This window comes from Synechococcus sp. BIOS-E4-1, assembly GCF_014279995.1.
Classification (GTDB): domain Bacteria; phylum Cyanobacteriota; class Cyanobacteriia; order PCC-6307; family Cyanobiaceae; genus Synechococcus_C.
Window position 1 is genome coordinate 504,063 of the sequence record NZ_CP047935.1, and the last position, 22,851, is coordinate 526,913.

Genomic DNA, 22,851 nt, shown 5'->3' on the forward strand with positions numbered 1-22,851 from the left:
GAAGCTTGGAGTGAGTGGATCAGCCTGCGGGCGCTACACCACCAGCGATCTTGGCCAGATAGAGCAATGGAGTTGCGCTGACCAGGAACCATGCAAAAGCCGCTCCTCCGCAACCACCCAGCCAGAAGCCACTGGCAAATTCAGACCAGCCTTCCTTGGTGAAGAGGTCTGACGGTGGATTGTTGATGGTGGCGTCAGCCGGTTGCACCTTGGGTCCGTTGCCAGCGGTGCCGTAGATCGACAGACACACAGTCAGGATCGACACCAATCCGATGGAGGCCAGCAATCCTGCCGTTGATGCGTAATCGCTGTTTCGGAGAGGACCACAGACGGCGAAAGGGCCATACAGCAAATACCCATGGGTCATGCCAATCTCCAGGCCGCGTCTGTTCGGCGAGAGAGAAGGTCGATAGATCGGTAGCGCGTTGAGAAACGCCTTGGTGAAGTAGTTGCTGTTCACCGGGGTGGCGAGGTTGCCAACCGTTGGATCAGCGACGGGGGAAACAGACATGGATAGGAAAGCGGTGGGTGGGCGGTGCGCTTGATCGTTGGCCGGAGCCTGAGAGCGATCAGTCAGCAGTGGTTTCGATCAGGTTGAACATCAGAACCATCACGACAGCTGGACCCAGAACCCCAGCCAATGGAATGAAAACCGAAGGCATCCAGGAAGCGACGAAATCTCCTGTCATGGCAGCGACCCAAATGTCTGCGGTTACTGTAAAGACTGCCTTTCTAGTGGTCTTCGACCGATCCGGTCGGTGACATAAAAGTTCAATCCATTCGGCCTCCGCCGCTCTGAACCCATGAATCAGCTGCTTGCAGGCGGTGCCGCCCTTGTCCTAGTGGTCGTGCTCTGGGGTCTTGGCCGTCGACCTGGAAAAACGTTGTTGCGCAGCACTGATGCGACATCTGTGGCAGCCATCAACAGAGCTCAGCTGGGGCTGGTGCAGGCTTCATTGCCGCAGAAAGATGATGAGAATCAGACAGGGTCTCTTGCCGACGCCTTGGATTCGGCCCCGTTTGCGCCTCCGGTCAGCATCGCCGAGCGGATTTCGCTTGAGCGCCGGTTACGCGAGACGATGGATCAAGGCAACCCAGACCAGAGACTTGAGGCCGTGAGGGTGGCCGGTCAATGGGGGCATCGGTCCGTTCTGCCGCTTCTGAGGCGCGGACTGCGTGACGCTGACAGTCTGGTTGTCGAGGCCGCTGCATCAGCAATCGAGCGACACCGTGGAGCAACCCGACCGTCTCCGGTTCAGCTGGCCCGTCCCCCTCGCAACATTGCCCGGATGCGATAGATCGGGCGCCCCTGGCTCTCGTGATAGGTCCTGATCAGCAGTTCTCCCAACAGTCCGAAACAGAACAGCTGGATCCCGGCCAGGCCGAGCACGACCGCCATGGTGAGCAGTGGCCTGTTACCGATGTCTTCTCCTTTCAGCTTGATCACCAGCAAGTAGGCGCTTGCCACCAGGCTTGTTGCGATGGCGACGAGGCCGCCAAACCCAAACACATACATCGGCCGGGTCAGGAAGCGTTTCATGAACCACACCGTGAGCAGGTCCATCAGCACTCGAAAGGTGCGATCAATGCCGTATTTGCTGGTTCCGTACTGACGCGCACGGTGATTCACCTTCACTTCGGTGATGCGTGCTCCTTCGATGAAGGCCAGCGCAGGCAGAAAGCGATGCAGTTCGCCGTATAAGCGCATGTCGGAAAGCACATCGCGGTCATAGGCCTTGAGAGAACAGCCGTAGTCATGCAGACGAACTCCGGTGACGTTCCCGATCAGGCGGTTGGCCAGCCTGGAGGGAAGCTTTCTTTGCAGCTCGGCATCCTGGCGATCAAAACGCCAACCGCTCACCAGGTCATAACCCTCGCGCAACTTGTGGAGCAGCAGGGGGATGTCGGCGGGATCGTTCTGCAAATCACCATCTAGGCTCACGATCACCTGCCCTTCGGCCACATCGAAACCTGCCGCCATGGCAGCGGTCTGACCGTAGTTCTTGCGCAGCAGAACACCCACCAGCTCAGGCACTTGTCCGCTGATGCTCTCCAGCACTGATGCGGTGTCGTCCGTTGAACCGTCATTGACCAGCACCAGCTCAAACCGCTCTCCTGTGGGTCGCAGCGCGTTGAGCAGCTGGTCCACCAGCTCAGGCAGGCTTTCCTCTTCGTTGTACAGCGGCACCACAACCGAAAGGTCCAGCCCAGCCGTCATCGGGATCCGATCGATGTCAATGCAACCTAATCGGCACCTGTTGGGCCAAATCTGAGAGCACAACTCAGGCAGACCGTGAGCTCATCAACAGGGGCAGTCAGGGCAGGGTGCTGCCGTCATGGCAGCGCATCACCCTGCCGGCACCTCGCAGTTCAGCTCTGTAGTGACTGGCCACAGGATGGAGATCCTGGGGATTCAGGCTGTCGATGCCGATTCCATTGCGGCCGTGTTCAATCCCCGAGCTGTGCATGTAGCGCCCCTCTCCCAGATGGATGCCGACATGGGTGCAGCGCTCAGGGGTGCCGAAGAAGATCAGATCGCCGGCGCGCAATTCGTCGATGTTGTCCGGCTGCACCGCTACAGGCTGGCAGAACCGTTCCTGCTGATAAGCATCTCTGGGCAGCCAGATCCCAGCGTTGGCAAAGGCTGTCTGCACAAGGCCGGAACAGTCAAGATCGGGCCCGATGGTGCCTCCCCACAGGTAGGTGTTGTCGCGCTCGGCGGCCGCTTTCAGCCACTCCAGAACCGCATGCAGCCGGCTGCTGATGTCTGAGCTTGAGAGCAGACAGGGTTGCCAGGTTTCACAGGCCACAGCCTGACCGGCCAGAGCATCCATGGACAGCCAGCAGGGATAGCCATCCTCGAGAAGCACAACGTGCAGACGCCCGTGATCTTCGGGACGCAAGGGTGCGGCGACCTTGAAGCCTCGCCCGGCAGCGGCCTGGGTGGCGAGTCCCTTCTCCGTGGGCCTGGCGTAACCGTTCTGTCCATTAAGCAGTTTCCAGCAGCTCCCTGGGCTGATCAGGTCCGGAGCTATCGGTGTGCCTAGGGTCGGCATTGCCAGTAGCCAGTGCCATGGCGTTCTACCGTCCCGAGCCGGCGATGCAGCAACGTCTGATCGACCTGATCGATCAGCTTGCAGCGGATGGCCGTCCTGGCCTGCATGATCAGGTCGCGGTGAGCTGGGTGCGTTACGACACCACTTCGCCGACCAACGGCAGCGGTAGCGGTGCTGCCTGGGCTGACCAGAAGCTGCTGTATCCCGCCAGCGTGGTGAAGCTGTTGTATGCCGTGGCGGCCGAGCACTGGTTGCAGCGGGATCTGATCCCAGACAGCGAAGAACTTCGTCGAGCGCTCCTCGACATGCTGGCTGACTCCAGCAACGACGCCACGGGTTTGATCGTGGATCTGCTCACCGGCACCACCAGTGGTCCGCCGTTGCGCTCCCCTGCATGGGAGCGGTGGCAGCAGCAACGCCGCCTGGTGAATGACTGGTTTCATGGTTTCGGCTGGCCTGAGCTGGAGCGCGTCAATTGCTGCCAGAAAACCTGGGGCGATGGTCCCTATGGACGCGAGCGCGTGTTCTACGGGGAAGACAACAACAATCGCAATGCTCTCAGCACGGCCGCTGTCGCCAGAGTTCTCGAGGCGGTCATGACCGATGGCCTGCTTTCACCACCGGCCTGTCAGAGACTTCGAACCCGGTTGGCTCGCTCACTCAGCAAGTCAGACAGACTGGATAATCCGGAGAATCAAGTGGATGGCTTCCTCGGTGAGGGTTTGCCGGAAGGCAGTCAGCTCTGGAGTAAAGCCGGGTGGATGAGTCAGGCCCGCCATGACGCAGCGTGGTGGTGCATCGATGGGCAGGCGCCTTGTCTGCTGGTGGTCTTCAGCGAAGGCCAGGAACGTGCTGATGATGAACATCTGCTGCCGCGGATAGCGACGGAACTCGCGGCCTATGGAGCCGATTAACGACTCGCTGTTTCAGTTCAACGGAGAGGGAGGGATTCGAACCCTCGACAGAAGTTGCCTCCTGTAACTCCTTAGCAGGGAGCCGCTTTCAACCACTCAGCCACCTCTCCAGCGGCCCGCCCACCCTATCAAGAGGGTGACCGTTCAGACCACCAGTCGCGGCAGGCGGTGCTTGAAGCCGCACAACACTTCCCAGGGGATGGAACCCGACAGTTCCGCCCAGTCCTGAGGGCGGATCACCTGCTGATCATCCTGTCCAAGCAGCGTGACGACATCACCGCTCTCAAGATCGGGATGGTCAGTGACATCCAGCATCAGTTGATCCATGGTGATGGCACCAACCTGAGGAAGGGTTTGACCTCGATGCAGAGCGTGGATTTGCCCGGACAGGCAGCGGCTGACCCCATCGGCGTAGCCGATACCGATCACGGCCAGCCGACTGGGCCGACTGGTGACAAAGCGGTGCCCATAGCTCACCCCCACACCTGCTGCGACCTCACGGATCAGGCTGACCCGAGCTTTCACGGTCATCGCCGGCTGAAGATCCAGGCTCTTCTCCAGATGGGCACTGGGGGCATGGCCGTAGAGAGCCAATCCCACTCGCACCTGATCGTGATGCAGTGACGGGTCCCGCAGGGTGCCTGCCGAATTGGCCAGATGTCGCTGTAAACCCTGCTGTCGGTGCTTGCGGGTCACGGCCTCGAAACGTTCCTGCTGTTGGCGAGTGATCCGTTCGGCATGGCCTTCAAGTTCGCCATCGGCCAGAGCGAGATGGCTGTAGACCCCTCCCAGATTCAATTGATCGAGCTGCAGGATCGCCTCGGTCAGGCGTTCCCCGTCCTGCCAGTCGCACCCGAGCCGAGTCATGCCGGTGTCGAGCTTGAGCTGGACTGTGAACTGACGGCCACTGCCATTGGCAAGGTTCTGACAGAGCAGAGCCTCGCGCATGCTGCTCAGCGTGGGCATCAGCTGCCAGTGCAGGCAGGCGCGCAGTTCCTCAGGTTGGGTGAGATTGCCCAGCACCAGCACCGGCAGCTCCAGTCCCGCGCGACGCAGTTCGATTCCCTCCTGCAGGGTGGCGACTCCAAGGCTGGTCGCTCCTCCGCAGATGGCTGCCCGGGCAACGGTTTCGGCCCCATGGCCGTAGCCATCAGCCTTGACGACCGCCATCAGGGCGCAGTTTGTTGCCAGCAAACGTTTCAACGCTCTGGCGTTGTGTTCAACAGCGGAGGCCGACACCTCCATCCAGGCTCGCTGTCGCGGGTCAGCTCCAGCAGCCATCTCAATGCCGGAGGGACTGTTGCGATCGGCGGACAGGTCGGGCATCGGGACTGGGTAGTGAAGGTCACAAGGCTGCCCTTGTGACCCCGATAGCATGCCGTGTAATCAGGGAGCTGGCATGGGCCAGGTTCTCGTTCTCAATGCGTCCTACGAGCCGTTGAACATCACCACCTGGCGTCGAGCCGTCGTGATGATGATCAAGGGGAAAGCCGAGAGTCTCGAACACGATTCCAAGCATCTTGTTCGCAGTGACATGCATCTGCCGACAGTCATCCGTCTGCGTCAGTTCGTACGAGTGCCTTTTCGCCAGGTTCCGATGACGCGCCGCAACGTGTTTCAGCGGGACAATCACACCTGTCAGTACTGCGGCAGCCGCGAACTCCTGTCGATCGACCATGTGATCCCCCGCAGCCGTGGGGGAACGGATGCCTGGGACAACGTGACCACGGCCTGTACGAGTTGCAATGTCCGCAAGGCCAGCCGCACTCCTTCAGAAGCGGATATGCCTCTCAAACGGGTTCCGCGACGTCCCCTCAGCAGCCTCAGTTTCGAGGCCGTTCGTCAGATTGATTCAGGTCGCCACAGCGAGTGGGCCAAATACGTCATCGGCGTCTGACCCATTCGGATCAATCCTCGGTCTGTTGGCTGAGTTGCTCCAGTTTGCTGCGCTGTTCCTCGGCGACACAGGCACCGATCACATCCTCCATCTGTCCCTGAAGAACAGATTCAAGACTGAAATTCCTACCCAATCGATGATCGGTGACCCTGTTGTCTTTGGCGTTGTAGGTGCGGATTTTTTCGCTGCGGTCGCCCGTGCCCACCTGGGAGCGTCGGGCTGAACTCTCCCGTTCATTTGCTTCGGCGAGCTGGCGCTCGTAAAGCTTGGCTCGCAGGATCTCCATGGCCCTTTCACGGTTCTGCAGCTGAGAGCGTTGCTGCGTGCAGAACACACGGATGCCGCTCGGTTTGTGCAGCAGGTCCACGGCTGTTTCCACTTTGTTCACGTTCTGACCACCGGCTCCCCCCGATCGCGCCGTGCTGATCTCAAGATCTCCGGGTTCGATCTGAACTTCTACGGGATCTGCTTCCGGCATGACAGCCACCGTTGCGGTGGACGTATGCACACGGCCCTGGGATTCGGTGGCCGGGACACGCTGCACGCGATGAACACCGGCTTCAAATTTCAATTCGCTGAAGACGGCATCACCTTTGACGGAAAGAATCAGTTCCTTGTAACCGCCAAGGTCGGCTTCGCTGGCGCTCACGGGCTGGACCGTCCACCCGCGTCTGCTGCTGAATCGCTCATACATTCGGGCAAGGTCTCCTGCCCAGAGTGAGGCTTCATCGCCGCCCGCACCAGCTCTGATTTCGAGCATCACGCTGCGTTGATCGCGCGGATCCTGGGGCAGCAGTGCAAGCGTCAGCCGCTGGATCAGCTCGTCATGACGTTGCTCCAGAGCTTGCAGCTCCAGCTGCGCCAGTTCTTCCATCTCGGCGTCGCCGCGGCTTTCACGCAGCAGCGTCCTCGCCTGATCCCGTTCATGGAGAACGCTCTGCAGGCTTGTGTAGTCAACGACCAGAGGTTCAAGGCGCGAGCGTTCTTTGGCCACGGACTGCAGGCGCTCCGGATCCGAGGCCACATCGGGGTCAGCGAGTTGGCGTTCCAGATTGTGGAAACTGCTGGTCGCGGCCTCGAGACGGCTGATCAGAGTTGAGGAGTCCATGGCCTCAGAAGCACGGTCGGGAAAGGACCTGACGGTTCTGCCCTTTCAGAAAAAAGCCCCGAAGGCAGAGCAGTGTCTGCATTCGGGGACAAAAGTCGTGGAGATCGATCGCTTGTGCGTCGATTGCAGAGCGCATCAGGCTTCAGCCTTTTTCTCGTCCTTGGCGGGAGCTTTCTTGTCTTCGTTGACACTGGCGGTGCTGCCCATGCCGTACTTGCGCATGAAGCGGTCCACGCGTCCTTCGGTGTCGAGAATCTTCTGGGTGCCAGTGAAGAAAGGATGGTTACCACTCCAGACGTCCACATGGATTTCGGGCTGCGTGGAGCCTGTGGTCATCACCACTTCTCCGTTGCAGATCACCTTGGCGTCGGGGTACCAGGTGGGATGAATGTCGGGCTTGGGCATGACAGGGATCAGCGCTTGGAGAACTGGGGAGCTTTGCGGGCTTTCTTGAGGCCGTACTTGCGACGCTCCTTGGCCCGTGGGTCACGACTGAGGTGACCTTCGGTTTTGAGAGGCTTGCGATTATCGGAGGAGAGCTCGCACAGAGCTCTGGCGGCACCCTGCTTGATGGCATCAGCCTGTCCGGTGAGCCCACCACCTCTCACGTTGACGAGCACGTCATATTCAGTGGTCAGACCCAGCGTCTGCAATGGCGCCTTGACGGCAGCGATGTAGGCAGGGTTGTAATTGAGATAGTTATCTCCAGGACGACCGTTGATGGTGATCGTGCCGTTGCCGGGGATCAGGCGAACGCGGGCGACGGAGGTCTTACTGCGACCGGTGCCCCAATAGACGACGGAATTGGACGTGCTCATTTGGCGGAAGCGGCGGGATCGAGCTGCAGGGGCTGAGGCTGCTGGGCGGAATGCGGATGATCGGCACCCTTGTAAACCTTCAGTTTGCGGAACATCTGGCGACCCAGGGCGTTGTGGGGAAGCATGCCCTTGATGGCTTTTTCCACGATTCGCTCAGGAAGTCGCTCCTGGAGATGAGCGAAGGTCTCTACCTTCATGCCTCCTGGGCGTCCGGAATGACGGCGGTACAGCTTCTGTTGCGGCTTGCTGCCACTGACCTTCACCTTTTCGGCATTGACGACAACGACAAAATCGCCGGTGTCGAGGTGAGGGGTGTAGCTGGCTTTGTTCTTGCCGCGGAGCACGGAAGCCACCTCGGTCGCCAGGCGACCGAGAGTTTGATTCTCAGCGTCCACCAGATACCACTGGCGGTCGATTGAATCGATGGAAGGGACGGAGGTCTTGTTCATCGCGCCGGCATGCCGGTTCGGTTATGCCTCGTCGCGAGCGACGAAGCTGGGCAGGGAGCTTCAGTCACGCCGTGGCGTGCTGTTCAGAGCTCAAAGATCGACTGTACCTGTCGGTGGTTCCCTCACTGATCGAGTCAGTTGAGTGGAAGCGACCGCTCAGGCACTGATTGGCCATGGTGGAGGATCCGGTGGCGGGTCCTCTGAGGCCAGAAAAAACGTCGGTTGACAATCGTACCAGCCGCCCTTGCTGAAGATGGTTTCCGGATAACCAGCGCGCAGCAGGCATAGTCCCTGCGCCGGTGCTCCGTCTTTCACTTCACCGCGGCGACGTTCTCGCCAACGGCGTTCAAAGTGATCCGGGGTCAGTCGGTGCTCTCCCACAGCCACGAGCTGACCCGTCAGCAGACGCACCATTCCATACAGAAAACCGCTGGCCTGAATTTCAAATTGAATCAGGTCTCCATGCCGCTGGATGGACACGTCCTGGATCGTTGTGCGCGAGTGGGATCGTCGGCTTCCTGCGCGTTGGAACGCTGCGAAGTCGTGACTTCCCAGCAGGCCATGAAGAGCCTCTTCCATCGCCTGTTCATCCAGCCTTGTCTGGTAGCGATGCCAGCTCCAGGGCGCAAGAAACAGGTTTGGCCTTCGACCGTTGTAGAGGGTATAGCGGTAGCGCCGGTAGCTGGCGGAGTAGCAGGCGTGCCATTCAAGTGGACGTTCCACCGCTTCTCGCACCCTGATCGACGAGGGCAAGCGGCCATTGAGAGCCGGCGCCCAGCGCCTGGCTGGTATTGGGCCGCAGCTGTCGAAATGCACCACCTGACCAGAGGCATGGACGCCTGCATCCGTTCGCCCTGCAGCCACGGTCTGTATCGGTCGATGGGGATCGAGCTCTGAGATGGCATCGTCGAGCACCGATTGCACGCTGGTGCCGTTGGGTTGACGTTGCCATCCACAAAATGAAGACCCCTCGTACTGAAGACTGAGAGCAATCCGTTTAATGCGGATGCCGACAGAATCAGCCGAGGGGTTTGGGATGGTGATTTGCGTGATGCTGACGCCGAACCTCAGACCAGTTCGATGATCGCCATCTCGGCATTGTCTCCGCGACGACGCACGGTGCGGGTGATGCGGGTGTAGCCGCCCTTGCGGTCGCTGTAGCGATCGGGAGCTTTCTCGAACAGGGCATGCACAAGCTGCTTGTCGTACACGTACCCCAGAACCCTGCGCCGGGAGGCAAGGCTGCCCTCTTTGGCAAGAGTGATCATCCGTTCGGTTTCGTCACGCAGTGCCTTGGCACGGGCTTTGGTGGTGGTGACGCGACCTTCGCGGATCAGCTGTGTTGTGAGGCCGCGAAGCATGGCTTTGCGTTGGTCAGCGGGACGTCCCAGCTGGGGAACTCGACATTGGTGACGCATGGTTCTGGAGGGGCTGGAGTAAGGAGGTAGGTAAGAGTCAGACGCTGGTGCGGCTCTGGGGGATCTGGATGCCGATCCTTTCAAGCGCTTCAATCACCTCATCAGCCGACTTGGAACCGAAGTTCTTGATCTCCAGCAGATCCTCGTAGCTGAAGCCCATCAGATCAGAGACGGAATTGACCTGAGCGCGCTTCAGGCAGTTATAGGCGCGCACGGACAGATTCAATTCTTCGAGAGGAATCTGAGCTTCGGCTGTGGGTTCAGGTTCTGCCTGAACTTCTTCCACCATGGTGACGGTGGCAAGAGGTTGGAAGAGCTCGATCAGCTGGTTCGCGGACTGAGCGATGGCATCGTCAGGTGTGATCGAACCATCGGTCACCACTTCCATGCGCAGGCGCTCCCGGGCGGAACCACCCTCAGCAACTGCCGTCTCGTCAATGGTGAAGTTCACCCGGTGGACGGGCATGAACACGGAATCGATCTGGAGAAGATCAATCGCGCTGGTGTCTTCGTTGTGACGGTCGACGGGGCGATAGCCCACACCGCGTTCCACATGAACCTCGAGCTCGAGGCTGTAGCCATCGCTCACCGTGGCGATCACGCGTTCACCATCCACAACCTGGACCTGGGAGGAGAACTGCAGATCCCGGGCTTTCACCGTGGCAGGGCCAGCAATGACAAGACGACCGATCTCCAGCTCATTGGTGCGGCTGTTGACCGTGATCTGTTTGCAGTTCAGCAGAATGTCCAGTACGTCCTCCCGAACTCCGGGGATGGTCGCGTACTCGTGGTTGACGCCGGCAATCCGGACTGCTGTGACAGCGGTGCCTTCAAGGTTGCCCATAAGCACACGCCGCAGGGAATTGCCCAGGGTTGTGGCCTGGCCCCGCTCGAGGGGGCCGATGAGAAACACACCGGTTTGGGAGCGATCGTCAGCGATCTGATGCTCGATACGGTCGATCTGGTATTGCAACACGGTCTGAGGCGGGGGAGAGAGGGACCTGAACGGGGACGCGTTGGCTCAGACGCGCCGACGCTTGGCACGGCGGCAGCCGTTGTGAGGCAAGGGAGTGACGTCGCGGATCAGAGTGATTTCCAGGCCGGCAACCTGCAAGGCCCTGATCGCGGTTTCACGGCCTGAGCCGGGACCGCGAACAAGCACTTCGATCTGGCGCATGCCCTGCTCAAGAGCTCTGCGGGCTGCTGCTTCGGCTGCGGTCTGCGCTGCAAATGGGGTGCCTTTGCGAGCACCCTTGAAGCCGCTGGCACCTGCCGAGGACCAGGAGATGACTTCTCCAGTGGTATCGGTGATCGAAACGATCGTGTTGTTGAAGGTGCTTTGGATATGGGCAACGCCATTGGGAACGTTGCGTTTGGCCTTCTTGGGACCTGATTTCTTGACTGTTTTGGCCATGGGCCTGGAGATGGAGGGGGCTTAAGGAACTGAAGGATCCGATGGGCCGAAGCGGCTTATTTCTTCTTGCCGGCCACGGTCTTGCGAGCTCCGCGACGGGTTCGCGCATTGGTGCGGGTTCGTTGTCCGCGCACCGGGAGGCTCATGCGATGGCGACGACCGCGCACGCAGCCGATGTCCTGGAGGCGCTTGAGGGCCATCCCCTCCTGCCTGCGCAGGTCACCCTCAATCGTGAAGGTCTCGGTGGCACCGCGCAGTTTCTGCACATCACCGTCTTCGAGATCCTTCACCCTGATGTCGGGATTGACACCGGTCTTGGAAAGGATGGTTCTGGCCCGTGTCGGGCCAATTCCGTAGATGTAGGTGAGGGCGACTTCGATCCGCTTGTCGCGGGGAATGTCGACACCAGCAATCCGTGCCACTGAGCAATTAATCGAGGTGGACAATGACTTCCTATGCCTGGGAAGTCTTCAATTCAGGGTGCAGGGAAAGGACCCCCGCCTTGAGACGGCAGACCGAGGCTTCAGCCCTGGCGTTGCTTGTTGCGAGGGCGCTTCTTGTTGATCACGTAGATGCGACCTCTGCGCTTGACGATTTGATCGTCAGGGCTGATTTTTTTAACCGAGGAACGCACCTTCATGGGGCGAAGCTCTCCATTGTTGCAAACAGCTACCGTACCACAGAGGGTCAAGCAACAACCTTTTCGATTCGCTCAGCAATGGCTTCAACACTGCCGTTGGCCTGCACTCTGACCAACAGGTTCTGACTGCTGTAGTGATCGATCAGCGGAGCTGTCTGCTGTTTGTAGACCTCAAGACGGTTGCGGATCACCTGCTCGTTGTCGTCTGCTCGACCGCGACCGAGCAGTCGCTCGATCAGAACGGAGTCATCAAGCTCCAGCAACACGACGCTTTCAATCGCTTGATTGAGTTCCTGGAGTAGCGGCGCCAGTGCCTCGGCCTGCGCCACGTTGCGTGGAAAGCCATCCATCAGCCAGCCCTGGCCATTGAGAGCAGACAGTTGCGCTTTGACGATGGCCAGTACCAGGCTGTCTGTGACCAGTTCGCCCCGGTTCATCACGGCTTCCGCTTCCTTGCCGAGGTCGCTGCCTGCGGCCACCTCAGCTCTGAGCAGATCGCCGGTGGACAAGTGCCGAAGTCCATGGTTTTCGCAGAGGAGCGCAGCTTGCGTGCCCTTCCCGGCACCGGGCGGGCCCACGAACAGAAGACGTTGTTTCATGGCGATTCTGGGTGGTTGGGTTGGAGGGGATGAAAGGTGTGGAGGATCCGCCGAGGTTGCGTTCATTCCGAGCGGCTGCCCGAACCGTGACTCGTTACTGGCGCACCATTCCCTCGTAGCGCTGTGAGATCACGTAGGTCTGGACCTGCTTGGCAGTGTCAATGGCAACACCCACCAGAATCAGTAGCGAGGTGGCTCCGAGGCCCTGGAAGGTCTGCACATTGGTGGCCCGTTCCACGGCGGAAGGAATGATTGCGACGGCCCCGAGGAAAAGACCACCCAGCAGGGTGAGTCTGTTTTTCACCCCTTCGAGGTAATTCGCTGTTGCCGTTCCAGGTCTGACTCCTGGTATGGCCACCCCTCCGCGCTTGAGATTGCTGGCGACGTCCACCGGGTTAAAGGTCAGGGATGCATAGAAATAGGAGAAGCCAAGAATCAGGGAGAAGAACACCAGGGCATAAGGCCATGGATTCGAGCTGCCTGGGTTCAGGGCGGTGGCTGCTCTGATCAGAAACGGATTCTGGCTGAAGTTGGCAATGGTGATCGGCAGAAAAATCAGGGCCGAGGCGAAAATGATCGGCATCACGCCGCCGGCATTGAGCTTCAGGGGCAGGTAGCTCTGGCGATTGGGTAAAACGGCTCCGCCGCCCACCTGCCTCTTTGCACTGACGATCGGAAGCCGGCGCTGTCCCTCCTGCACGAAGATGATCCCCACGATCGTGACCAGGAACACCAGAACAAGAATCACGATCCCGAACACATCATTGCGATCGCCTGTCTGGGCTTTCTCAATGGTTGAACCGAGTGCCTGAGGCAGGGTAGCCACGATGTTCAGGAAGATCACCAGTGAGGCTCCCTGGCCGATGCCTCGCTCCGTGATCACTTCGCTCAGCCACATCACGATCATCGATCCGGTGACCAGCGCCAGGGCTGTCTGCACCACGAAAACGCCAACGGGAAGGCCCTCCACTGCGTAGGGGCGCAGGATCATCGCGAAGACCACGCTCTGAATCAGCCCCCAGCCAAGTGCGACGTAGCGAGTGATCTGAGCCAGTTTGCGACGGCCCGCTTCTCCTTCATTTTTCTGCAGATCCTCCAGTTGCGGAAGGGATGCTGTGAGCAGCTGAAGGATGATCGAGGCATTGATGAACGGCAGGATCCCGAGGGCGAAGATGCCCAGAGTGGAGATGCCGCCACCGGTGAAGATGTCGAGGAAACCGATCAGCTGACCACCCTGTTGGATGAATTGCTCAAAAGCGACACGGTCAATGCCTGGCATCGGGATGTAGATGCCGAGACGCACCAGCATCAACAGCCCCAGAGTGGTGAGAACCCTGCCTCGCAGCTCAGGGTTTTGAACCAGCTGGGTGATGACTTCAGTGGCGCTGGGATTTCGTCCCCGACTGACGAGCATGGAACAGAGATTGGATGATTGAGGTTGATGCAGCAAAGCCGTCCGCGGATGTCAATCCGGCGGACGGCTCAGACGTTAGATCTGTAGAAGTCGATCGACGGATCTCAGTCCAACAGTTCGCAGGTGCCACCGGCCGCTTCGATTTTGGTTCGTGCTGATGCCGTGAAAGCAGCGGCCTGAACCGTGAGCTTGGCCTTGAGTTCCCCGTTGCCGAGGATTTTCAGCGGGTGCTTGGGGCTGGTGACAACACCATCCTTGACCAGTGAGTCGAGGTTGACGGTGCTGCCGGCCTTGAGCTCATTGAGCGCTGAGACATTGACAACGGTGAAGTGTTTGGGATTCACCAATGTGAAGTGCTTCAGCTTGGGCACGCGCCTGTAAAGAGGCATCTGGCCACCCTCGAAACCGGGGCGGGTGGGCCGTCCGGAACGGGATTTCTGGCCGCGCATGCCGAAGCCGCAGCTCGCACCCTGGCCAGCGGCGATGCCGCGACCCTTGCGCAGTTTGCGGCGTCGGGCGCCTTTGTTGGGCTTTAGGGAATCAAGTCGGAGAGTCATGGGGAATCAGGAATAGATCTGCTCGAGGGAGATCCCCCGTTCCTTGGCGGTCTCCTTATGTGTGCGGAGACTATCGAGAGCCACCATGGCAGCCCGGGCATTGTTCAGAGGAGTCTTGCTGCCCAGTCGCTTGGCCAGCACGTTTTTAATGCCGGCAAGCTCGAGAACTGTGCGAATGGAGCCTCCTGCAATGACCCCGGTACCGGGGGCTGCGGGGCGAATCAACACGTTGGCTGCGCCATCGCGACCGTTGGACAGGGTCGGAATTGAGTTGTGACGTGTCAGAGGCACTTTGACGAGATGCTTCTTGCCGTCAGCAACACCTTTGCGGACTGCACCGATCACGTCGCCGGCCTTGCCGACGCCGACGCCGACCTGACCGCGCTCGTTTCCGACAACAACAATGGCCCGGAAGCTCATCTTCTTGCCGCCTTTCACGGTTTTGGACACACGGCGGATCTGGACAACCCGCTCTTGCCACTCGGAGTCACGCTCCTGGTTGCGTCGGTCACCACGGCGTCCGCCACGGCGATCACCGCGGTCGCGACCTCCTCCACGGCGTTGCTCCTGCTGCTGCTGGCCTTCAGCTGCAGCGGGAACATCGGCCGCCGAGGGCACGTCGTTGGGATTGGTCTGGGGGTTGGAATCGGTCATGTTGAGAGCAGGATCAGAACTGAAGGCCCGCTTCCCGGGCGGCGTCGGCAAGGGCTTTCACCCGGCCGTGATACAGGTTGCCGCCGCGATCGAAGACCACCTGTTGGATGCCCTTGGCAAGGGCGCGTTTGGCCACCAGTTCACCGACGGCTACCGAAGCATTGCAGTCGTTGCCGTTGGCCTTGAGGCTAGTGCGCAGGTCCTTGTCAACGGTCGATGCTGAGCAGAGTGTGCTCTGGGCGTCATCGTCAATGACCTGCGCATAGATGTGGCTGTTAGAGCGGAACACAGCCAGGCGGGGTTTGCCGGCGGTGCCGCTGAGGTGACGACGCAGGCGTCGATGACGCTTCTGGGTCTGTTGTTTACGGGAGAGGGTCGACATGGTGGGTAAAGAAGAACGGCGTCTATTAGTGGATTACTTTTTGCCCGACTTGCCTGCCTTGCGGAGGATCCATTCGCCCTCGTACCGGATCCCTTTGCCCTTGTAGGGCTCGGGCGGACGGATGGAGCGAATTTTGGCGGCTTCATTACCGACCAATTCCTTGTCGATCCCGGACACCGTCACCTTGGTGTTGTTCTCAACTTTGAAGGTGATGCCGTCAGGAGCTGCAACCTCGACGGGGTGGCTGTAACCGGCGGAGACGACCAGGGTGGTGCCTTTCACCTGAGCCCTGGAGCCAACTCCGATGATTTCCAGGCTTTTGCTGAAACCGCTTTCGACGCCAACAATCATGTTGTTGACGAGAGCGCGGCACAGGCCATGGCGTTCACGGGAGGTGCGCTTGCTGCTGGTGGGGGACAACACGATGGTGTTCTCCACCTGATCGATGCTCACGCCCTCAGGCAGTGTGCGTTTGAGTTCTCCCTTCGGTCCCTTCACGGTGACAGCGAGGCCGTTGAGGCTCACGGTCACCTTCTCAGGAATGGGGATGGGGGCTTTACCGATACGTGACATGGTTTTGGCTCCAGATCAAAGGACGTAGCAGAGCACTTCACCGCCCACGCCCTGCTTTCGGGCATCGCGGTCGCTCATGACACCCTTGGAGGTGGAGATGATCGCCACCCCCAGTCCGCCGAGGACCTTGGGAAGGCCGCGGGTGTTCTTGTAGATGCGCAGACCAGGCTTGCTCACCCGCTGCATGGAGCGGATGGTGGGTTGGCGGTTCTTGCCGCTGTACTTCAGTTCAAGCACCAGGTTGGTGTGAACTCCCTCGCCTTCCTCGCTGATCTCGGCGATGAAGCCTTCCTGCTGCAGCACTTTGGCGATGCTGCGAGACATGCGGGAGGCAGGTACTTTCGTGCTCTGGTGACGTTTCTCACTCGCATTGCGAATGCGGGTGAGCATGTCGGAAATAGGGTCGTGATTGGCCATAGTGGTTTCCGAGGAGGGCTCAGTTGCTGCGGAACGGCATTCCCATCTCGCGGAGGAGGGAGCGGCCCTCTTCATCCGAACGGGCAGTGGTCACGATGGTGATGTCCATGCCCCTGATGGCGTCGATCTTGTCGAAGGAGATCTCAGGGAAGATGATCTGCTCTCTCACCCCCAGGGTGTAATTGCCACGTCCGTCGAAGCTTTTGGGGCTGACGCCACGGAAGTCACGGATGCGGGGCAGTGCCAGGTTGATCAGTCGCTCGAGAAAGGCGTACATGCGATCACCGCGCAGAGTCACGGCACAGCCGATCGGCATGCCCTCGCGGATCTTGAAGCTCGCAATGGCTTTCTTGGCTCGGGTCACCACCACTTTCTGGCCGGTGATCTGAGCAAGTTCGTTCACAGAGGCCTCAAGGGCCTTGGCATTAGCGGCAGCTTCGCCAAGTCCTCGATTCACGGTGACTTTGACCACCTTGGGGACTTCATGGACGTTGGAGAGACTGAGATCTTTCAGCAATTTGGGCTGAATGGTCTCCCTGTAGCGCTGTTTCAGTGACATGGCTGGGGAATGGGACTTCTGGACTTGGTCAGAAGGCGGATCGGGGTGATCAGTCGATCACCTCGCCGGTTTTCTTGAGGCGGCGCTTTTTGCTGCCGTCCTTCTCAGTGATCAGCTCGACTCGGCTGGTCACCTTCTTGTCTGTGGAGTAGATCATCACGTTGGAGGCATGCAGTGAAGCCTCTTCAGTGACGATCCGACCGCTTTCACCCTCCTGGGTGGGTTTGACGTGGCGGGTGCGCATATTGATGCCCTCCACGATCACGCGGTTTTCATTGGGCAGGGTGCGCAAGACCTCTCCGGTCTTGCCCTTGTCCTTGCCGGTGATCACTTGAACGGTGTCGCCTTTGCGCAGACGCATCTTGATGCGCTTCGCTGCGGCGGATTTCGGTGTTGCGGTAGCCATCTCAGATCACCTCCGGAGCGAGGGAGACGATTTTGGTGAAGTTCCGGTCGCGCAGTTCGCGGGCCACAGGTCCAAAGACACGAGTGCCCTTGGGGTTTTTGTCGTCGTTAATGATGACGGCTGCGTTGTCGTCAAACCGGATGGAGTTGCCGGTGTCACGACGAAGTGTGGCTTTGGTGCGGACCACCACGGCCTTGATCACATCGGACTTTTTCACGCCCATGTTGGGCATGGCGTCCTTGACGGTGGCCACGATCACGTCGCCGACATGGGCGTAGCGACGGTTGCTTCCCAGTACGCGGATGCACTGGATGCGCTTGGCGCCGCTGTTGTCAGCAACGGTGAGAAAGGATTCCTGCTGAATCATTTGTTGACCTCCTCAGCCTTCGGGCTGTGGCTGAGCACCTCTGCGATGGCCCAGCGCTTGTGACGGCTGAGCGGACGGGTCTCGGTGATGCGAACACGGTCACCAACGCGAACAGTGTTGTTCTCGTCGTGAGCTTTGTAGCGGGTGGTACGGCTGACCGTCTTCTGGTAGATGGGGTGGGGAAAGCGGTTTTCCACCGCAACCACCACCGTTTTGTCCATCTTGTCGCTGACGACGGTGCCGACCCTTTCCTTGAGTGCCATGGGTATGAAGCGAAGGATCAGGAGGCGGTGGAGCTCAGGCGCTCCTTCTGCACCGTCAGCAGTTGGGCCAGCTTGGTGCGGCTCTGCTTGAAGCGGTGGGTGTTGGCCAGCTGCCTGGTGGCTTGCTGGAAGCGCAGATCGAACAGCTCTCGACGGAGACCGGCGATTTGCTCTGTGAGGTCTGCGTCGGAGAGCTGACGCAGTTCGGAGGCATTGGGACGGGCCATGGTCAGGACTCGACGGTGGCGGCAGCAGCAGCCGGAGCTTGCGCACCGGATGTCTGCTCCTGTTCATCGAGAGTGATGAACTTGGTCTTCACAGGAAGCTTGTACTGCGCGAGGCGCATGGCTTCCTTGGCGATTTCGGGGGTGATTTCGTCACCACCCATCTCGAACAGGATCCTGCCCGGCTTGATCACCGCCACCCAGAATTCCGGGTTGCCCTTACCTGAACCCATTCGGGTTTCGGCAGCGCGCATGGTGACCGGCTTGTCAGGGAAAATCCTGATCCAGATTTTGCCGCCACGCTTGACGTAGCGGGTCATGGCACGACGACTGGCCTCGATCTGGCGGGAGGTGATCCAGCCACACTCCTGTGCCTGCAGAGCGAACTGGCCGAAGGCGATGGTGTTGCCACGAGTGGCAACACCGCGCATGCGGCCGCGTTGCTGCTTACGGAATTTGACGCGTTTTGGACTCAGCATGGTTCAGGCCTCCTGTTCAACCCTCGTTGGAGCGGTCTTCGAACTGTTGGGGCCTGCGACCGGCCCGACGCCGCGGGGTTGCCCCCACAGGCAGCTGTTGCTGGGCTTCATCACCCAGCACTTCGCCCTTAAACACCCAGACCTTGATGCCGAGTACCCCGTAGGTGGTACTGGCGACCTTGGTGGCGTAGTCGATGTCAGCGCGAAGGGTGTGCAGAGGCACCCGACCTTCTCGCGTCCACTCGGTGCGAGCGATCTCAGCACCATTGAGACGGCCTGAAACCTGGATTTTCAGGCCCAGAACGCCAGCTCGCTGTGCCCGCTGCACGGCCATGCGAATCGTGCGACGGAACGCCACACGCTTCTCAAGTTGCTGAGCGATGTATTCGGCAAGCAGGAAAGCATCGGCGTCGACACGCTCGACTTCGACCACATTGATCCGAACCTGACGGTTCAGATCACCGACGGTTTTCTGGATGCCGGAGCGCAGCTCTTCGATGCCGCTGCCCTGGCGTCCAACCAACACGCCAGGACGTGCGGTTTTCAGCTCAACTTCCAGCTGATCGGCCTTGCGGGCGATCAGCACATCACTGATACCGGCTGAGCCGTATTTCTTGTGGATGAACTTGCGAATCCGATCGTCCTCCTGAAGGAGGCTCGGATAACTCTTGCTGGGTGCGTACCAGCGTGACCGGTGCTCCTGGGTGATCCCCAGGCGTAAGCCGGTTGGATGGATTTTGTGTCCCATCAGTTGGGGTGCTCGGGGGTCAGGAGTCGGTCTGGGCTGCCACAGCAATGCTGATATGGCAGGTCTGCTTTTTGATCGCGAAAGCGCGACCTTGAGCGCGGGGTCGGTAGCGCTTCATGGAGGGACCCATGTCTGCGCTGGCCTGGGAGATCACCAGGGTTGAAGGGTCAAGTCCGAGGTTGTGCTCGGCATTGGCCACTGCAGAACGCAGAACCTTGGTGATGGGACCCGTGGAGCGGTACGGCATGAACTCGAGCATGATCAGCGCATCGCGATAACTGCGACCGCGGATCTGATCGAGCACCCGCCGGACCTTGGACACGGAGCCGCGGATGAAGCGACCGTGGGCTTGGGCGGTAGTTGCCGTTGGGGATGACGTTGTCATGGTCTCAGCGGCCTCCTTTCTTGTCTTTGATGTGGCCTTTGAAGGTGCGGGTGGGGGCGAATTCGCCGAGCTTGTGGCCCACCATCTGTTCGGTCACGAAGACCGGCACGTGGGTGCGGCCGTTGTGAACCGCGATTGTGTGGCCGATCATCATCGGCAGGATCGTGGAAGCCCTCGACCACGTTTTGATCACCGACTTGTCATCGGCGGCGTTTTGCTTTTCAACCTTGCGAAGCAGGCTGTCGGCAATGAAGGGGCCTTTTTTAAGTGAACGTCCCATGGCGGATTAAGCGAACGACAGAATGGTGGGCAGCATCATGAGTCGCGTCCGCCACGGCTCCGCTTGGACGTCTTGCGACGTTTGCGGAGGACGAACTTGTTACTCGGCTTGTTGCGCTTGCGGGTCTTGAGCCCCAGCGCAGGCTTGCCCCACGGGGTTACGGGACCGGAGCGGCCGATCGGAGCTCGGCCCTCACCACCACCATGGGGGTGGTCGCAGGGGTTCATCACACTGCCTCGCACCTGAGGTCGGCGTCCGAGCCAGCGCCGGCGCCCTGCCTTGCCCAGGCTGGTGTTACGGATCTCCGAGTTGCCGACTTCGCCGATGGTGGCGTAGCACTCACGGCGCACCAGGCGAACCTCAGTGGATGGCAGCTTCAGAGCGACGTAATCGCCCTCCTTGGCCATCACCTGAGCGCTGGCTCCGGCAGTTCGGACCATTTGTCCACCGCGCCCGGCGTAAAGCTCGACACAGTGAACGCTGGAACCGAGCGGAATGTCAGAGAGCGGCATGGCGTTGCCGATCTCGATGGGAGATTCAGGCCCTGACACTACGGTCTGACCGATGCTGACCCCGGCTGGCGCGAGGATGTATCGCTTCTCACCATCGGTGTAGAAGAGAAGAGCGAGCCGCGCATTGCGGTGCGGGTCGTAGTGAATGGCGGCCACCTTGGCGGGGACGCCATGCTTGTTGCGTCGGAAATCGACGATGCGGTATTGCCGCTTGTGGCCACCGCCACGATGGCGACAGGTGATCACACCGCGGTTGTTGCGTCCCTTGCGGCGGTGCTTGGACACCACAAGCGAACGCTCCGGCTTGCGGCCGGTGACTTCACTGAAGTCGGTGACGACCCGGGTGCGGGTACCGGGTGTGTAGGGGCGGAAGGTACGGATTGCCATGACGTTTCAGACCCCTCAGGACTCAGGGAAGAGTTGGATGGAGTTGCCCTCAGCGAGGCGCACCACAGCCTTCTTCACCTGCGAGCGCTTGCCGGCAAATTTGCCGACCCGACGACTGCGGCGGGGAGGGTTCATGGTGCTCACGCCGGTGACCTTGACATCAAACAGCTGCTCAACAGCGGCTTTGATGTCGGGCTTGGCAGCTCTGTGATCCACCTCGAAGGTGTACTGGTTGAATTCCAGCGCTCGGGTGGCTTTTTCAGTGATCAGGGGCCTGCGGATCACGTCCGCCAGGCGTCCTGTGAAGCGCTCAGTCATCTCCGTAGACCTCCTGGATGGTTGCGACTGCCTCTTCGCCCAAGACCAGTGAATTGGCGTTGAGCAGATCGAAGACGTTGAGCTGGTCAGCCGTGATCAGCTTCACCTTCTCGAGGTTGCGAACGGAACGCCGCACAACCTCACTGGGGGCGCTGAGCACGATCAACACCTTGGCGTCGGCAGCAACTCCGAGGCGCCCGAGTGCGTCAACGACTTCACGAGTTTTTGGCGCTTCGAGGGCTGCTCCGAAGTCCTTCACCACAATCACGTCGTCGATGCGGGCCATCAGCGCGGTGCGCAGGGCCAGACGACGCTCCTTGCGATTCATCGCAAGGTTGTAGGTGCGGGGCTTTGGACCAAACACGATGCCGCCGCCTGGACGCAGAGGCGTACGGATCGACCCCTGACGGGCGCGACCGGTCCCTTTCTGTTTGTAAGGCTTGCGACCTCCACCACGTACTTCCGCACGGGTGAGGGTGCTGGCGGTTCCCTGACGGCTGTGGGCCTGCTGGCGCAGCACTGCTCGGTGCATCAGGTCGACGGCGGTGGTTTCCTTGGCCACCTTCAGGTCCAGGGAGGCTTTGCCGGCTTCCTTGCCCTGCCAGTCACGAACGACACAATTGGCCATCACTTACCTCCTTTGGCGGGCTTGGAACCCACGCGATTGGCGGGCCGGATGTTCAAAAGCGATCCAGGCTTGCCAGGAACAGAGCCCTTGACCACAAGCAGGTTCCGCTCACTGTCCACCTTGAGAATGGTGAGAGCCCGCGTGGTGATTTTCTTGCCGCCGTAGCGACCAGCCATCCGCTTGCCGGGATAGATCCGACCAGGTGTGGTGCCGGCACCGGTTGAACCGGGCTCACGATGGTTCTTCGAGCCGTGGGTCATCGGACCTCGGCTGAAGCCATGACGCTTCTGATAACCGGCGAAGCCACGACCCATGGTGTCGCCGCTGACGTCGACCTTCTGGCCTGCTTCAAAATCACCCACGGTGATGGCTCCACCCAGCTCGAGACCCTTGAGGTCGTCGACGCGATATTCACGCAGGTGGCGGAGGATCCCTTTGCCGGATTTAGCGAGGTGACCCTTGGCGGGCTTGTTGATCAGCTTTTCGCGTGTTTCGCCAAAGCCGATCTGTACGGCTTCATAGCCGTCAGTTTCAGTGGTCTTGAGTTGGGTGATCCGGCAAGGCCCCGCCTCGATCAAGGTGACCGGGACGGCTTTGCCTTGCTCGTCGAAGAACTGGGACATACCCAGTTTCTTCCCAAGGATGCCGATGGACATGGGAGGTAATAACGCCAGCGTGGACAACCTCAGCTGTTGCAACTTGACGCTGCTTGAGCCGTGGCCTGAAGGGCGCTGATTGAGATGACGCAGTCATGGCCGAAAGCATCAACGGAAACCGCTGGGGCAATTCGGATTGGGGCTAGCGAGCGAATCAGCTGGCTGGGACTTGATCGACCGGGGGGTCGGTAGTTTCCCGGCAATGCAACGAATGAAATCGCAGAATTGCACTGGCCTGAAGATCCGGCGCACACGCCGGACCTGCTCTTGGAACTGGAGGCCCGGCTAGCGGACGGGCACAGATCGGCAGAGCAAACGAAAACCCTACA

At 60.0% G+C, this 22,851-nt stretch carries 38 protein-coding genes and 1 tRNA gene; 3 read left to right on the forward strand and 36 right to left on the reverse strand.

The annotated features are described in order from the left end of the window. Positions 1-19 precede the first annotated feature (19 nt). Both SynBIOSE41_RS02215 and SynBIOSE41_RS02220 read right to left on the reverse strand, forming a co-directional pair. Positions 20-511, reverse strand: a complete 492-nt coding sequence (locus tag SynBIOSE41_RS02215) for a photosystem I reaction center subunit XI (protein WP_066904544.1) — start codon at positions 509-511, stop codon at positions 20-22. A gap of 58 nt (positions 512-569) precedes the next feature. Further along, positions 570-689 carry a photosystem I reaction center subunit VIII gene (locus tag SynBIOSE41_RS02220; protein ID WP_114993331.1) on the reverse strand — a complete coding sequence of 40 codons (120 nt, stop codon included), beginning with the start codon at positions 687-689 and terminating at the stop codon, positions 570-572. A gap of 114 nt (positions 690-803) precedes the next feature. Here SynBIOSE41_RS02220 and SynBIOSE41_RS02225 point away from each other — a divergent pair, with 114 nt between their 5' ends. Further along, a complete protein-coding gene (locus tag SynBIOSE41_RS02225) occupies positions 804-1,298 on the forward strand; it encodes a HEAT repeat domain-containing protein (protein WP_186539465.1) in 495 nt (164 codons plus the stop codon). On the opposite strand, the gene SynBIOSE41_RS02230 is transcribed toward SynBIOSE41_RS02225, so the two are convergent. Next, entirely contained in the window at positions 1,256-2,218 is a 963-nt protein-coding gene (locus tag SynBIOSE41_RS02230) for a glycosyltransferase family 2 protein (protein ID WP_186539466.1), read from the reverse strand. The two genes, SynBIOSE41_RS02225 and SynBIOSE41_RS02230, sit on opposite strands and share 43 nt — an antisense overlap. A gap of 97 nt (positions 2,219-2,315) precedes the next feature. Further along, a complete protein-coding gene (locus SynBIOSE41_RS02235; protein WP_186539467.1) occupies positions 2,316-3,056 on the reverse strand; it encodes a C40 family peptidase in 741 nt (246 codons plus the stop codon). A 17-nt stretch (positions 3,057-3,073) separates the two neighbouring features. Between SynBIOSE41_RS02235 and SynBIOSE41_RS02240 the strand changes: the two genes are divergently transcribed. After that, a complete protein-coding gene (locus SynBIOSE41_RS02240) occupies positions 3,074-3,970 on the forward strand; it encodes a serine hydrolase (protein WP_186539468.1) in 897 nt (298 codons plus the stop codon). Between the two features lie 21 nt (positions 3,971-3,991). On the opposite strand, the gene SynBIOSE41_RS02245 is transcribed toward SynBIOSE41_RS02240, so the two are convergent. Next, positions 3,992-4,080, reverse strand: a tRNA-Ser gene (locus SynBIOSE41_RS02245). 34 nt (positions 4,081-4,114) lie between these two features. Beyond that, the gene (alr, locus tag SynBIOSE41_RS02250; RefSeq protein ID WP_186539469.1) at positions 4,115-5,296 is read right to left on the reverse strand and encodes an alanine racemase; all 1,182 of its coding nucleotides are present in this window, start codon (positions 5,294-5,296) and stop codon (positions 4,115-4,117) included. A gap of 73 nt (positions 5,297-5,369) precedes the next feature. Between alr and SynBIOSE41_RS02255 the strand changes: the two genes are divergently transcribed. Next, complete coding sequence (locus SynBIOSE41_RS02255; RefSeq protein ID WP_066904521.1) at positions 5,370-5,867, forward strand: HNH endonuclease; 498 nt, start codon at positions 5,370-5,372, stop codon at positions 5,865-5,867. Positions 5,868-5,877: 10 nt separating this feature from the next. On the opposite strand, the gene prfA is transcribed toward SynBIOSE41_RS02255, so the two are convergent. The 30 genes from prfA to rplC form a co-directional block, all read right to left on the reverse strand. After that, positions 5,878-6,975, reverse strand: a complete 1,098-nt coding sequence (prfA, locus tag SynBIOSE41_RS02260; RefSeq protein WP_186539470.1) for a peptide chain release factor 1 — start codon at positions 6,973-6,975, stop codon at positions 5,878-5,880. Positions 6,976-7,110: 135 nt separating this feature from the next. Beyond that, entirely contained in the window at positions 7,111-7,380 is a 270-nt protein-coding gene (gene rpmE / locus SynBIOSE41_RS02265; RefSeq protein WP_186539471.1) for a 50S ribosomal protein L31, read from the reverse strand. 8 nt (positions 7,381-7,388) lie between these two features. Continuing rightward, a complete protein-coding gene (gene rpsI, locus SynBIOSE41_RS02270; protein WP_186539472.1) occupies positions 7,389-7,793 on the reverse strand; it encodes a 30S ribosomal protein S9 in 405 nt (134 codons plus the stop codon). Continuing rightward, positions 7,790-8,242 carry a 50S ribosomal protein L13 gene (gene rplM, locus SynBIOSE41_RS02275; protein ID WP_066904508.1) on the reverse strand — a complete coding sequence of 151 codons (453 nt, stop codon included), beginning with the start codon at positions 8,240-8,242 and terminating at the stop codon, positions 7,790-7,792. Before rplM ends, rpsI begins: the two co-directional genes overlap by 4 nt. Before the next feature lie 156 nt (positions 8,243-8,398). Then, positions 8,399-9,286, reverse strand: coding sequence for a tRNA pseudouridine(38-40) synthase TruA (gene truA / locus SynBIOSE41_RS02280; protein ID WP_186540700.1), 888 nt, complete (start codon positions 9,284-9,286; stop codon positions 8,399-8,401). Between the two features lie 23 nt (positions 9,287-9,309). Further along, a complete protein-coding gene (gene rplQ / locus SynBIOSE41_RS02285) occupies positions 9,310-9,660 on the reverse strand; it encodes a 50S ribosomal protein L17 (RefSeq protein WP_066904502.1) in 351 nt (116 codons plus the stop codon). A gap of 37 nt (positions 9,661-9,697) precedes the next feature. Continuing rightward, positions 9,698-10,636: a DNA-directed RNA polymerase subunit alpha gene (locus SynBIOSE41_RS02290; protein ID WP_066904499.1), complete on the reverse strand. Its 939-nt coding sequence runs from the start codon at positions 10,634-10,636 to the stop codon at positions 9,698-9,700. Between the two features lie 45 nt (positions 10,637-10,681). Then, positions 10,682-11,074: a 30S ribosomal protein S11 gene (gene rpsK, locus SynBIOSE41_RS02295; protein WP_066904496.1), complete on the reverse strand. Its 393-nt coding sequence runs from the start codon at positions 11,072-11,074 to the stop codon at positions 10,682-10,684. A gap of 56 nt (positions 11,075-11,130) precedes the next feature. Then, positions 11,131-11,496: a 30S ribosomal protein S13 gene (gene rpsM / locus SynBIOSE41_RS02300; RefSeq protein ID WP_066904493.1), complete on the reverse strand. Its 366-nt coding sequence runs from the start codon at positions 11,494-11,496 to the stop codon at positions 11,131-11,133. A 101-nt stretch (positions 11,497-11,597) separates the two neighbouring features. Continuing rightward, entirely contained in the window at positions 11,598-11,714 is a 117-nt protein-coding gene (gene rpmJ / locus SynBIOSE41_RS02305; RefSeq protein WP_066904998.1) for a 50S ribosomal protein L36, read from the reverse strand. Positions 11,715-11,761: 47 nt separating this feature from the next. After that, entirely contained in the window at positions 11,762-12,313 is a 552-nt protein-coding gene (locus tag SynBIOSE41_RS02310) for an adenylate kinase (RefSeq protein ID WP_186540702.1), read from the reverse strand. 94 nt (positions 12,314-12,407) lie between these two features. Next, positions 12,408-13,727 (reverse strand): preprotein translocase subunit SecY, encoded by a 1,320-nt coding sequence (gene secY / locus SynBIOSE41_RS02315; RefSeq protein WP_066904995.1) that lies wholly within the window; start codon positions 13,725-13,727, stop codon positions 12,408-12,410. A gap of 104 nt (positions 13,728-13,831) precedes the next feature. After that, the gene (gene rplO, locus SynBIOSE41_RS02320; protein WP_066904488.1) at positions 13,832-14,284 is read right to left on the reverse strand and encodes a 50S ribosomal protein L15; all 453 of its coding nucleotides are present in this window, start codon (positions 14,282-14,284) and stop codon (positions 13,832-13,834) included. Between the two features lie 6 nt (positions 14,285-14,290). Next, entirely contained in the window at positions 14,291-14,938 is a 648-nt protein-coding gene (rpsE, locus tag SynBIOSE41_RS02325; protein ID WP_066904485.1) for a 30S ribosomal protein S5, read from the reverse strand. 13 nt (positions 14,939-14,951) lie between these two features. Beyond that, entirely contained in the window at positions 14,952-15,320 is a 369-nt protein-coding gene (gene rplR / locus SynBIOSE41_RS02330; RefSeq protein ID WP_066904482.1) for a 50S ribosomal protein L18, read from the reverse strand. Positions 15,321-15,353: 33 nt separating this feature from the next. Continuing rightward, positions 15,354-15,893, reverse strand: a complete 540-nt coding sequence (gene rplF / locus SynBIOSE41_RS02335) for a 50S ribosomal protein L6 (protein WP_066904479.1) — start codon at positions 15,891-15,893, stop codon at positions 15,354-15,356. 15 nt (positions 15,894-15,908) lie between these two features. Then, positions 15,909-16,310: a 30S ribosomal protein S8 gene (gene rpsH / locus SynBIOSE41_RS02340; RefSeq protein ID WP_066904475.1), complete on the reverse strand. Its 402-nt coding sequence runs from the start codon at positions 16,308-16,310 to the stop codon at positions 15,909-15,911. 19 nt (positions 16,311-16,329) lie between these two features. Beyond that, entirely contained in the window at positions 16,330-16,869 is a 540-nt protein-coding gene (gene rplE, locus SynBIOSE41_RS02345) for a 50S ribosomal protein L5 (RefSeq protein WP_066904473.1), read from the reverse strand. Between the two features lie 49 nt (positions 16,870-16,918). Further along, entirely contained in the window at positions 16,919-17,275 is a 357-nt protein-coding gene (rplX, locus tag SynBIOSE41_RS02350) for a 50S ribosomal protein L24 (protein ID WP_066904470.1), read from the reverse strand. A gap of 1 nt (position 17,276) precedes the next feature. Beyond that, positions 17,277-17,642, reverse strand: coding sequence for a 50S ribosomal protein L14 (gene rplN / locus SynBIOSE41_RS02355; RefSeq protein WP_066904467.1), 366 nt, complete (start codon positions 17,640-17,642; stop codon positions 17,277-17,279). After that, the gene (gene rpsQ, locus SynBIOSE41_RS02360) at positions 17,639-17,905 is read right to left on the reverse strand and encodes a 30S ribosomal protein S17 (protein ID WP_066904462.1); all 267 of its coding nucleotides are present in this window, start codon (positions 17,903-17,905) and stop codon (positions 17,639-17,641) included. The genes rplN and rpsQ overlap by 4 nt, the downstream gene beginning before the upstream one ends. Before the next feature lie 17 nt (positions 17,906-17,922). Then, entirely contained in the window at positions 17,923-18,132 is a 210-nt protein-coding gene (rpmC, locus tag SynBIOSE41_RS02365; RefSeq protein ID WP_186539473.1) for a 50S ribosomal protein L29, read from the reverse strand. 2 nt (positions 18,133-18,134) lie between these two features. Beyond that, positions 18,135-18,608: a 50S ribosomal protein L16 gene (gene rplP, locus SynBIOSE41_RS02370; protein ID WP_114993315.1), complete on the reverse strand. Its 474-nt coding sequence runs from the start codon at positions 18,606-18,608 to the stop codon at positions 18,135-18,137. 16 nt (positions 18,609-18,624) lie between these two features. Further along, complete coding sequence (rpsC, locus tag SynBIOSE41_RS02375; RefSeq protein ID WP_066904453.1) at positions 18,625-19,356, reverse strand: 30S ribosomal protein S3; 732 nt, start codon at positions 19,354-19,356, stop codon at positions 18,625-18,627. Positions 19,357-19,375: 19 nt separating this feature from the next. After that, complete coding sequence (gene rplV / locus SynBIOSE41_RS02380; protein WP_066904449.1) at positions 19,376-19,741, reverse strand: 50S ribosomal protein L22; 366 nt, start codon at positions 19,739-19,741, stop codon at positions 19,376-19,378. A gap of 4 nt (positions 19,742-19,745) precedes the next feature. Further along, positions 19,746-20,021 (reverse strand): 30S ribosomal protein S19, encoded by a 276-nt coding sequence (rpsS, locus tag SynBIOSE41_RS02385; protein WP_006854824.1) that lies wholly within the window; start codon positions 20,019-20,021, stop codon positions 19,746-19,748. Between the two features lie 35 nt (positions 20,022-20,056). Further along, the gene (rplB, locus tag SynBIOSE41_RS02390; RefSeq protein ID WP_066904446.1) at positions 20,057-20,920 is read right to left on the reverse strand and encodes a 50S ribosomal protein L2; all 864 of its coding nucleotides are present in this window, start codon (positions 20,918-20,920) and stop codon (positions 20,057-20,059) included. Between the two features lie 15 nt (positions 20,921-20,935). Then, entirely contained in the window at positions 20,936-21,238 is a 303-nt protein-coding gene (locus SynBIOSE41_RS02395; RefSeq protein WP_066904443.1) for a 50S ribosomal protein L23, read from the reverse strand. After that, positions 21,231-21,866 carry a 50S ribosomal protein L4 gene (gene rplD, locus SynBIOSE41_RS02400; protein WP_186539474.1) on the reverse strand — a complete coding sequence of 212 codons (636 nt, stop codon included), beginning with the start codon at positions 21,864-21,866 and terminating at the stop codon, positions 21,231-21,233. Before rplD ends, SynBIOSE41_RS02395 begins: the two co-directional genes overlap by 8 nt. Continuing rightward, a complete protein-coding gene (rplC, locus tag SynBIOSE41_RS02405; protein WP_186539475.1) occupies positions 21,866-22,522 on the reverse strand; it encodes a 50S ribosomal protein L3 in 657 nt (218 codons plus the stop codon). Before rplC ends, rplD begins: the two co-directional genes overlap by 1 nt. Positions 22,523-22,851: the final 329 nt, after the last annotated feature.

Bases quoted from the DNA above. Each gene is read 5' to 3' on its own strand.
- rpsQ (WP_066904462.1), bottom strand. From the start codon at position 17,905: ATGGCACTCAAGGAAAGGGTCGGCACCGTCGTCAGCGACAAGATGGAC.
- rplB (WP_066904446.1), bottom strand. From the start codon at position 20,920: ATGGCAATCCGTACCTTCCGCCCCTACACACCCGGTACCCGCACCCGG.
- SynBIOSE41_RS02255 (WP_066904521.1), top strand. From the start codon at position 5,370: ATGGGCCAGGTTCTCGTTCTCAATGCGTCCTACGAGCCGTTGAACATC.
- rplR (WP_066904482.1), bottom strand. From the start codon at position 15,320: ATGTCGACCCTCTCCCGTAAACAACAGACCCAGAAGCGTCATCGACGC.
- rpsH (WP_066904475.1), bottom strand. From the start codon at position 16,310: ATGGCCAATCACGACCCTATTTCCGACATGCTCACCCGCATTCGCAAT.
- rpmC (WP_186539473.1), bottom strand. From the start codon at position 18,132: ATGGCCCGTCCCAATGCCTCCGAACTGCGTCAGCTCTCCGACGCAGAC.
- rplD (WP_186539474.1), bottom strand. From the start codon at position 21,866: ATGGCCAATTGTGTCGTTCGTGACTGGCAGGGCAAGGAAGCCGGCAAA.
- rplC (WP_186539475.1), bottom strand. From the start codon at position 22,522: ATGTCCATCGGCATCCTTGGGAAGAAACTGGGTATGTCCCAGTTCTTC.
- rplM (WP_066904508.1), bottom strand. From the start codon at position 8,242: ATGAACAAGACCTCCGTCCCTTCCATCGATTCAATCGACCGCCAGTGG.
- rpsI (WP_186539472.1), bottom strand. From the start codon at position 7,793: ATGAGCACGTCCAATTCCGTCGTCTATTGGGGCACCGGTCGCAGTAAG.
- SynBIOSE41_RS02230 (WP_186539466.1), bottom strand. From the start codon at position 2,218: ATGACGGCTGGGCTGGACCTTTCGGTTGTGGTGCCGCTGTACAACGAA.
- rplO (WP_066904488.1), bottom strand. From the start codon at position 14,284: ATGACTCTCCGACTTGATTCCCTAAAGCCCAACAAAGGCGCCCGACGC.
- rplQ (WP_066904502.1), bottom strand. From the start codon at position 9,660: ATGCGTCACCAATGTCGAGTTCCCCAGCTGGGACGTCCCGCTGACCAA.
- SynBIOSE41_RS02310 (WP_186540702.1), bottom strand. From the start codon at position 12,313: ATGAAACAACGTCTTCTGTTCGTGGGCCCGCCCGGTGCCGGGAAGGGC.
- SynBIOSE41_RS02225 (WP_186539465.1), top strand. From the start codon at position 804: ATGAATCAGCTGCTTGCAGGCGGTGCCGCCCTTGTCCTAGTGGTCGTG.
- prfA (WP_186539470.1), bottom strand. From the start codon at position 6,975: ATGGACTCCTCAACTCTGATCAGCCGTCTCGAGGCCGCGACCAGCAGT.
- rplF (WP_066904479.1), bottom strand. From the start codon at position 15,893: ATGTCACGTATCGGTAAAGCCCCCATCCCCATTCCTGAGAAGGTGACC.
- SynBIOSE41_RS02220 (WP_114993331.1), bottom strand. From the start codon at position 689: ATGACAGGAGATTTCGTCGCTTCCTGGATGCCTTCGGTTTTCATTCCA.
- rplN (WP_066904467.1), bottom strand. From the start codon at position 17,642: ATGATTCAGCAGGAATCCTTTCTCACCGTTGCTGACAACAGCGGCGCC.
- rpsK (WP_066904496.1), bottom strand. From the start codon at position 11,074: ATGGCCAAAACAGTCAAGAAATCAGGTCCCAAGAAGGCCAAACGCAAC.
- secY (WP_066904995.1), bottom strand. From the start codon at position 13,727: ATGCTCGTCAGTCGGGGACGAAATCCCAGCGCCACTGAAGTCATCACC.
- rpsS (WP_006854824.1), bottom strand. From the start codon at position 20,021: ATGGGACGTTCACTTAAAAAAGGCCCCTTCATTGCCGACAGCCTGCTT.
- SynBIOSE41_RS02235 (WP_186539467.1), bottom strand. From the start codon at position 3,056: ATGCCGACCCTAGGCACACCGATAGCTCCGGACCTGATCAGCCCAGGG.
- SynBIOSE41_RS02215 (WP_066904544.1), bottom strand. From the start codon at position 511: ATGTCTGTTTCCCCCGTCGCTGATCCAACGGTTGGCAACCTCGCCACC.
- rpsC (WP_066904453.1), bottom strand. From the start codon at position 19,356: ATGGGACACAAAATCCATCCAACCGGCTTACGCCTGGGGATCACCCAG.
- rpsE (WP_066904485.1), bottom strand. From the start codon at position 14,938: ATGACCGATTCCAACCCCCAGACCAATCCCAACGACGTGCCCTCGGCG.
- SynBIOSE41_RS02240 (WP_186539468.1), top strand. From the start codon at position 3,074: ATGGCGTTCTACCGTCCCGAGCCGGCGATGCAGCAACGTCTGATCGAC.
- alr (WP_186539469.1), bottom strand. From the start codon at position 5,296: ATGCCCGACCTGTCCGCCGATCGCAACAGTCCCTCCGGCATTGAGATG.
- SynBIOSE41_RS02395 (WP_066904443.1), bottom strand. From the start codon at position 21,238: ATGACTGAGCGCTTCACAGGACGCCTGGCGGACGTGATCCGCAGGCCC.
- rplP (WP_114993315.1), bottom strand. From the start codon at position 18,608: ATGCTGAGTCCAAAACGCGTCAAATTCCGTAAGCAGCAACGCGGCCGC.
- rplE (WP_066904473.1), bottom strand. From the start codon at position 16,869: ATGTCACTGAAACAGCGCTACAGGGAGACCATTCAGCCCAAATTGCTG.
- rplX (WP_066904470.1), bottom strand. From the start codon at position 17,275: ATGGCTACCGCAACACCGAAATCCGCCGCAGCGAAGCGCATCAAGATG.
- rpmJ (WP_066904998.1), bottom strand. From the start codon at position 11,714: ATGAAGGTGCGTTCCTCGGTTAAAAAAATCAGCCCTGACGATCAAATC.
- rplV (WP_066904449.1), bottom strand. From the start codon at position 19,741: ATGACAACGTCATCCCCAACGGCAACTACCGCCCAAGCCCACGGTCGC.
- rpmE (WP_186539471.1), bottom strand. From the start codon at position 7,380: ATGCCCAAGCCCGACATTCATCCCACCTGGTACCCCGACGCCAAGGTG.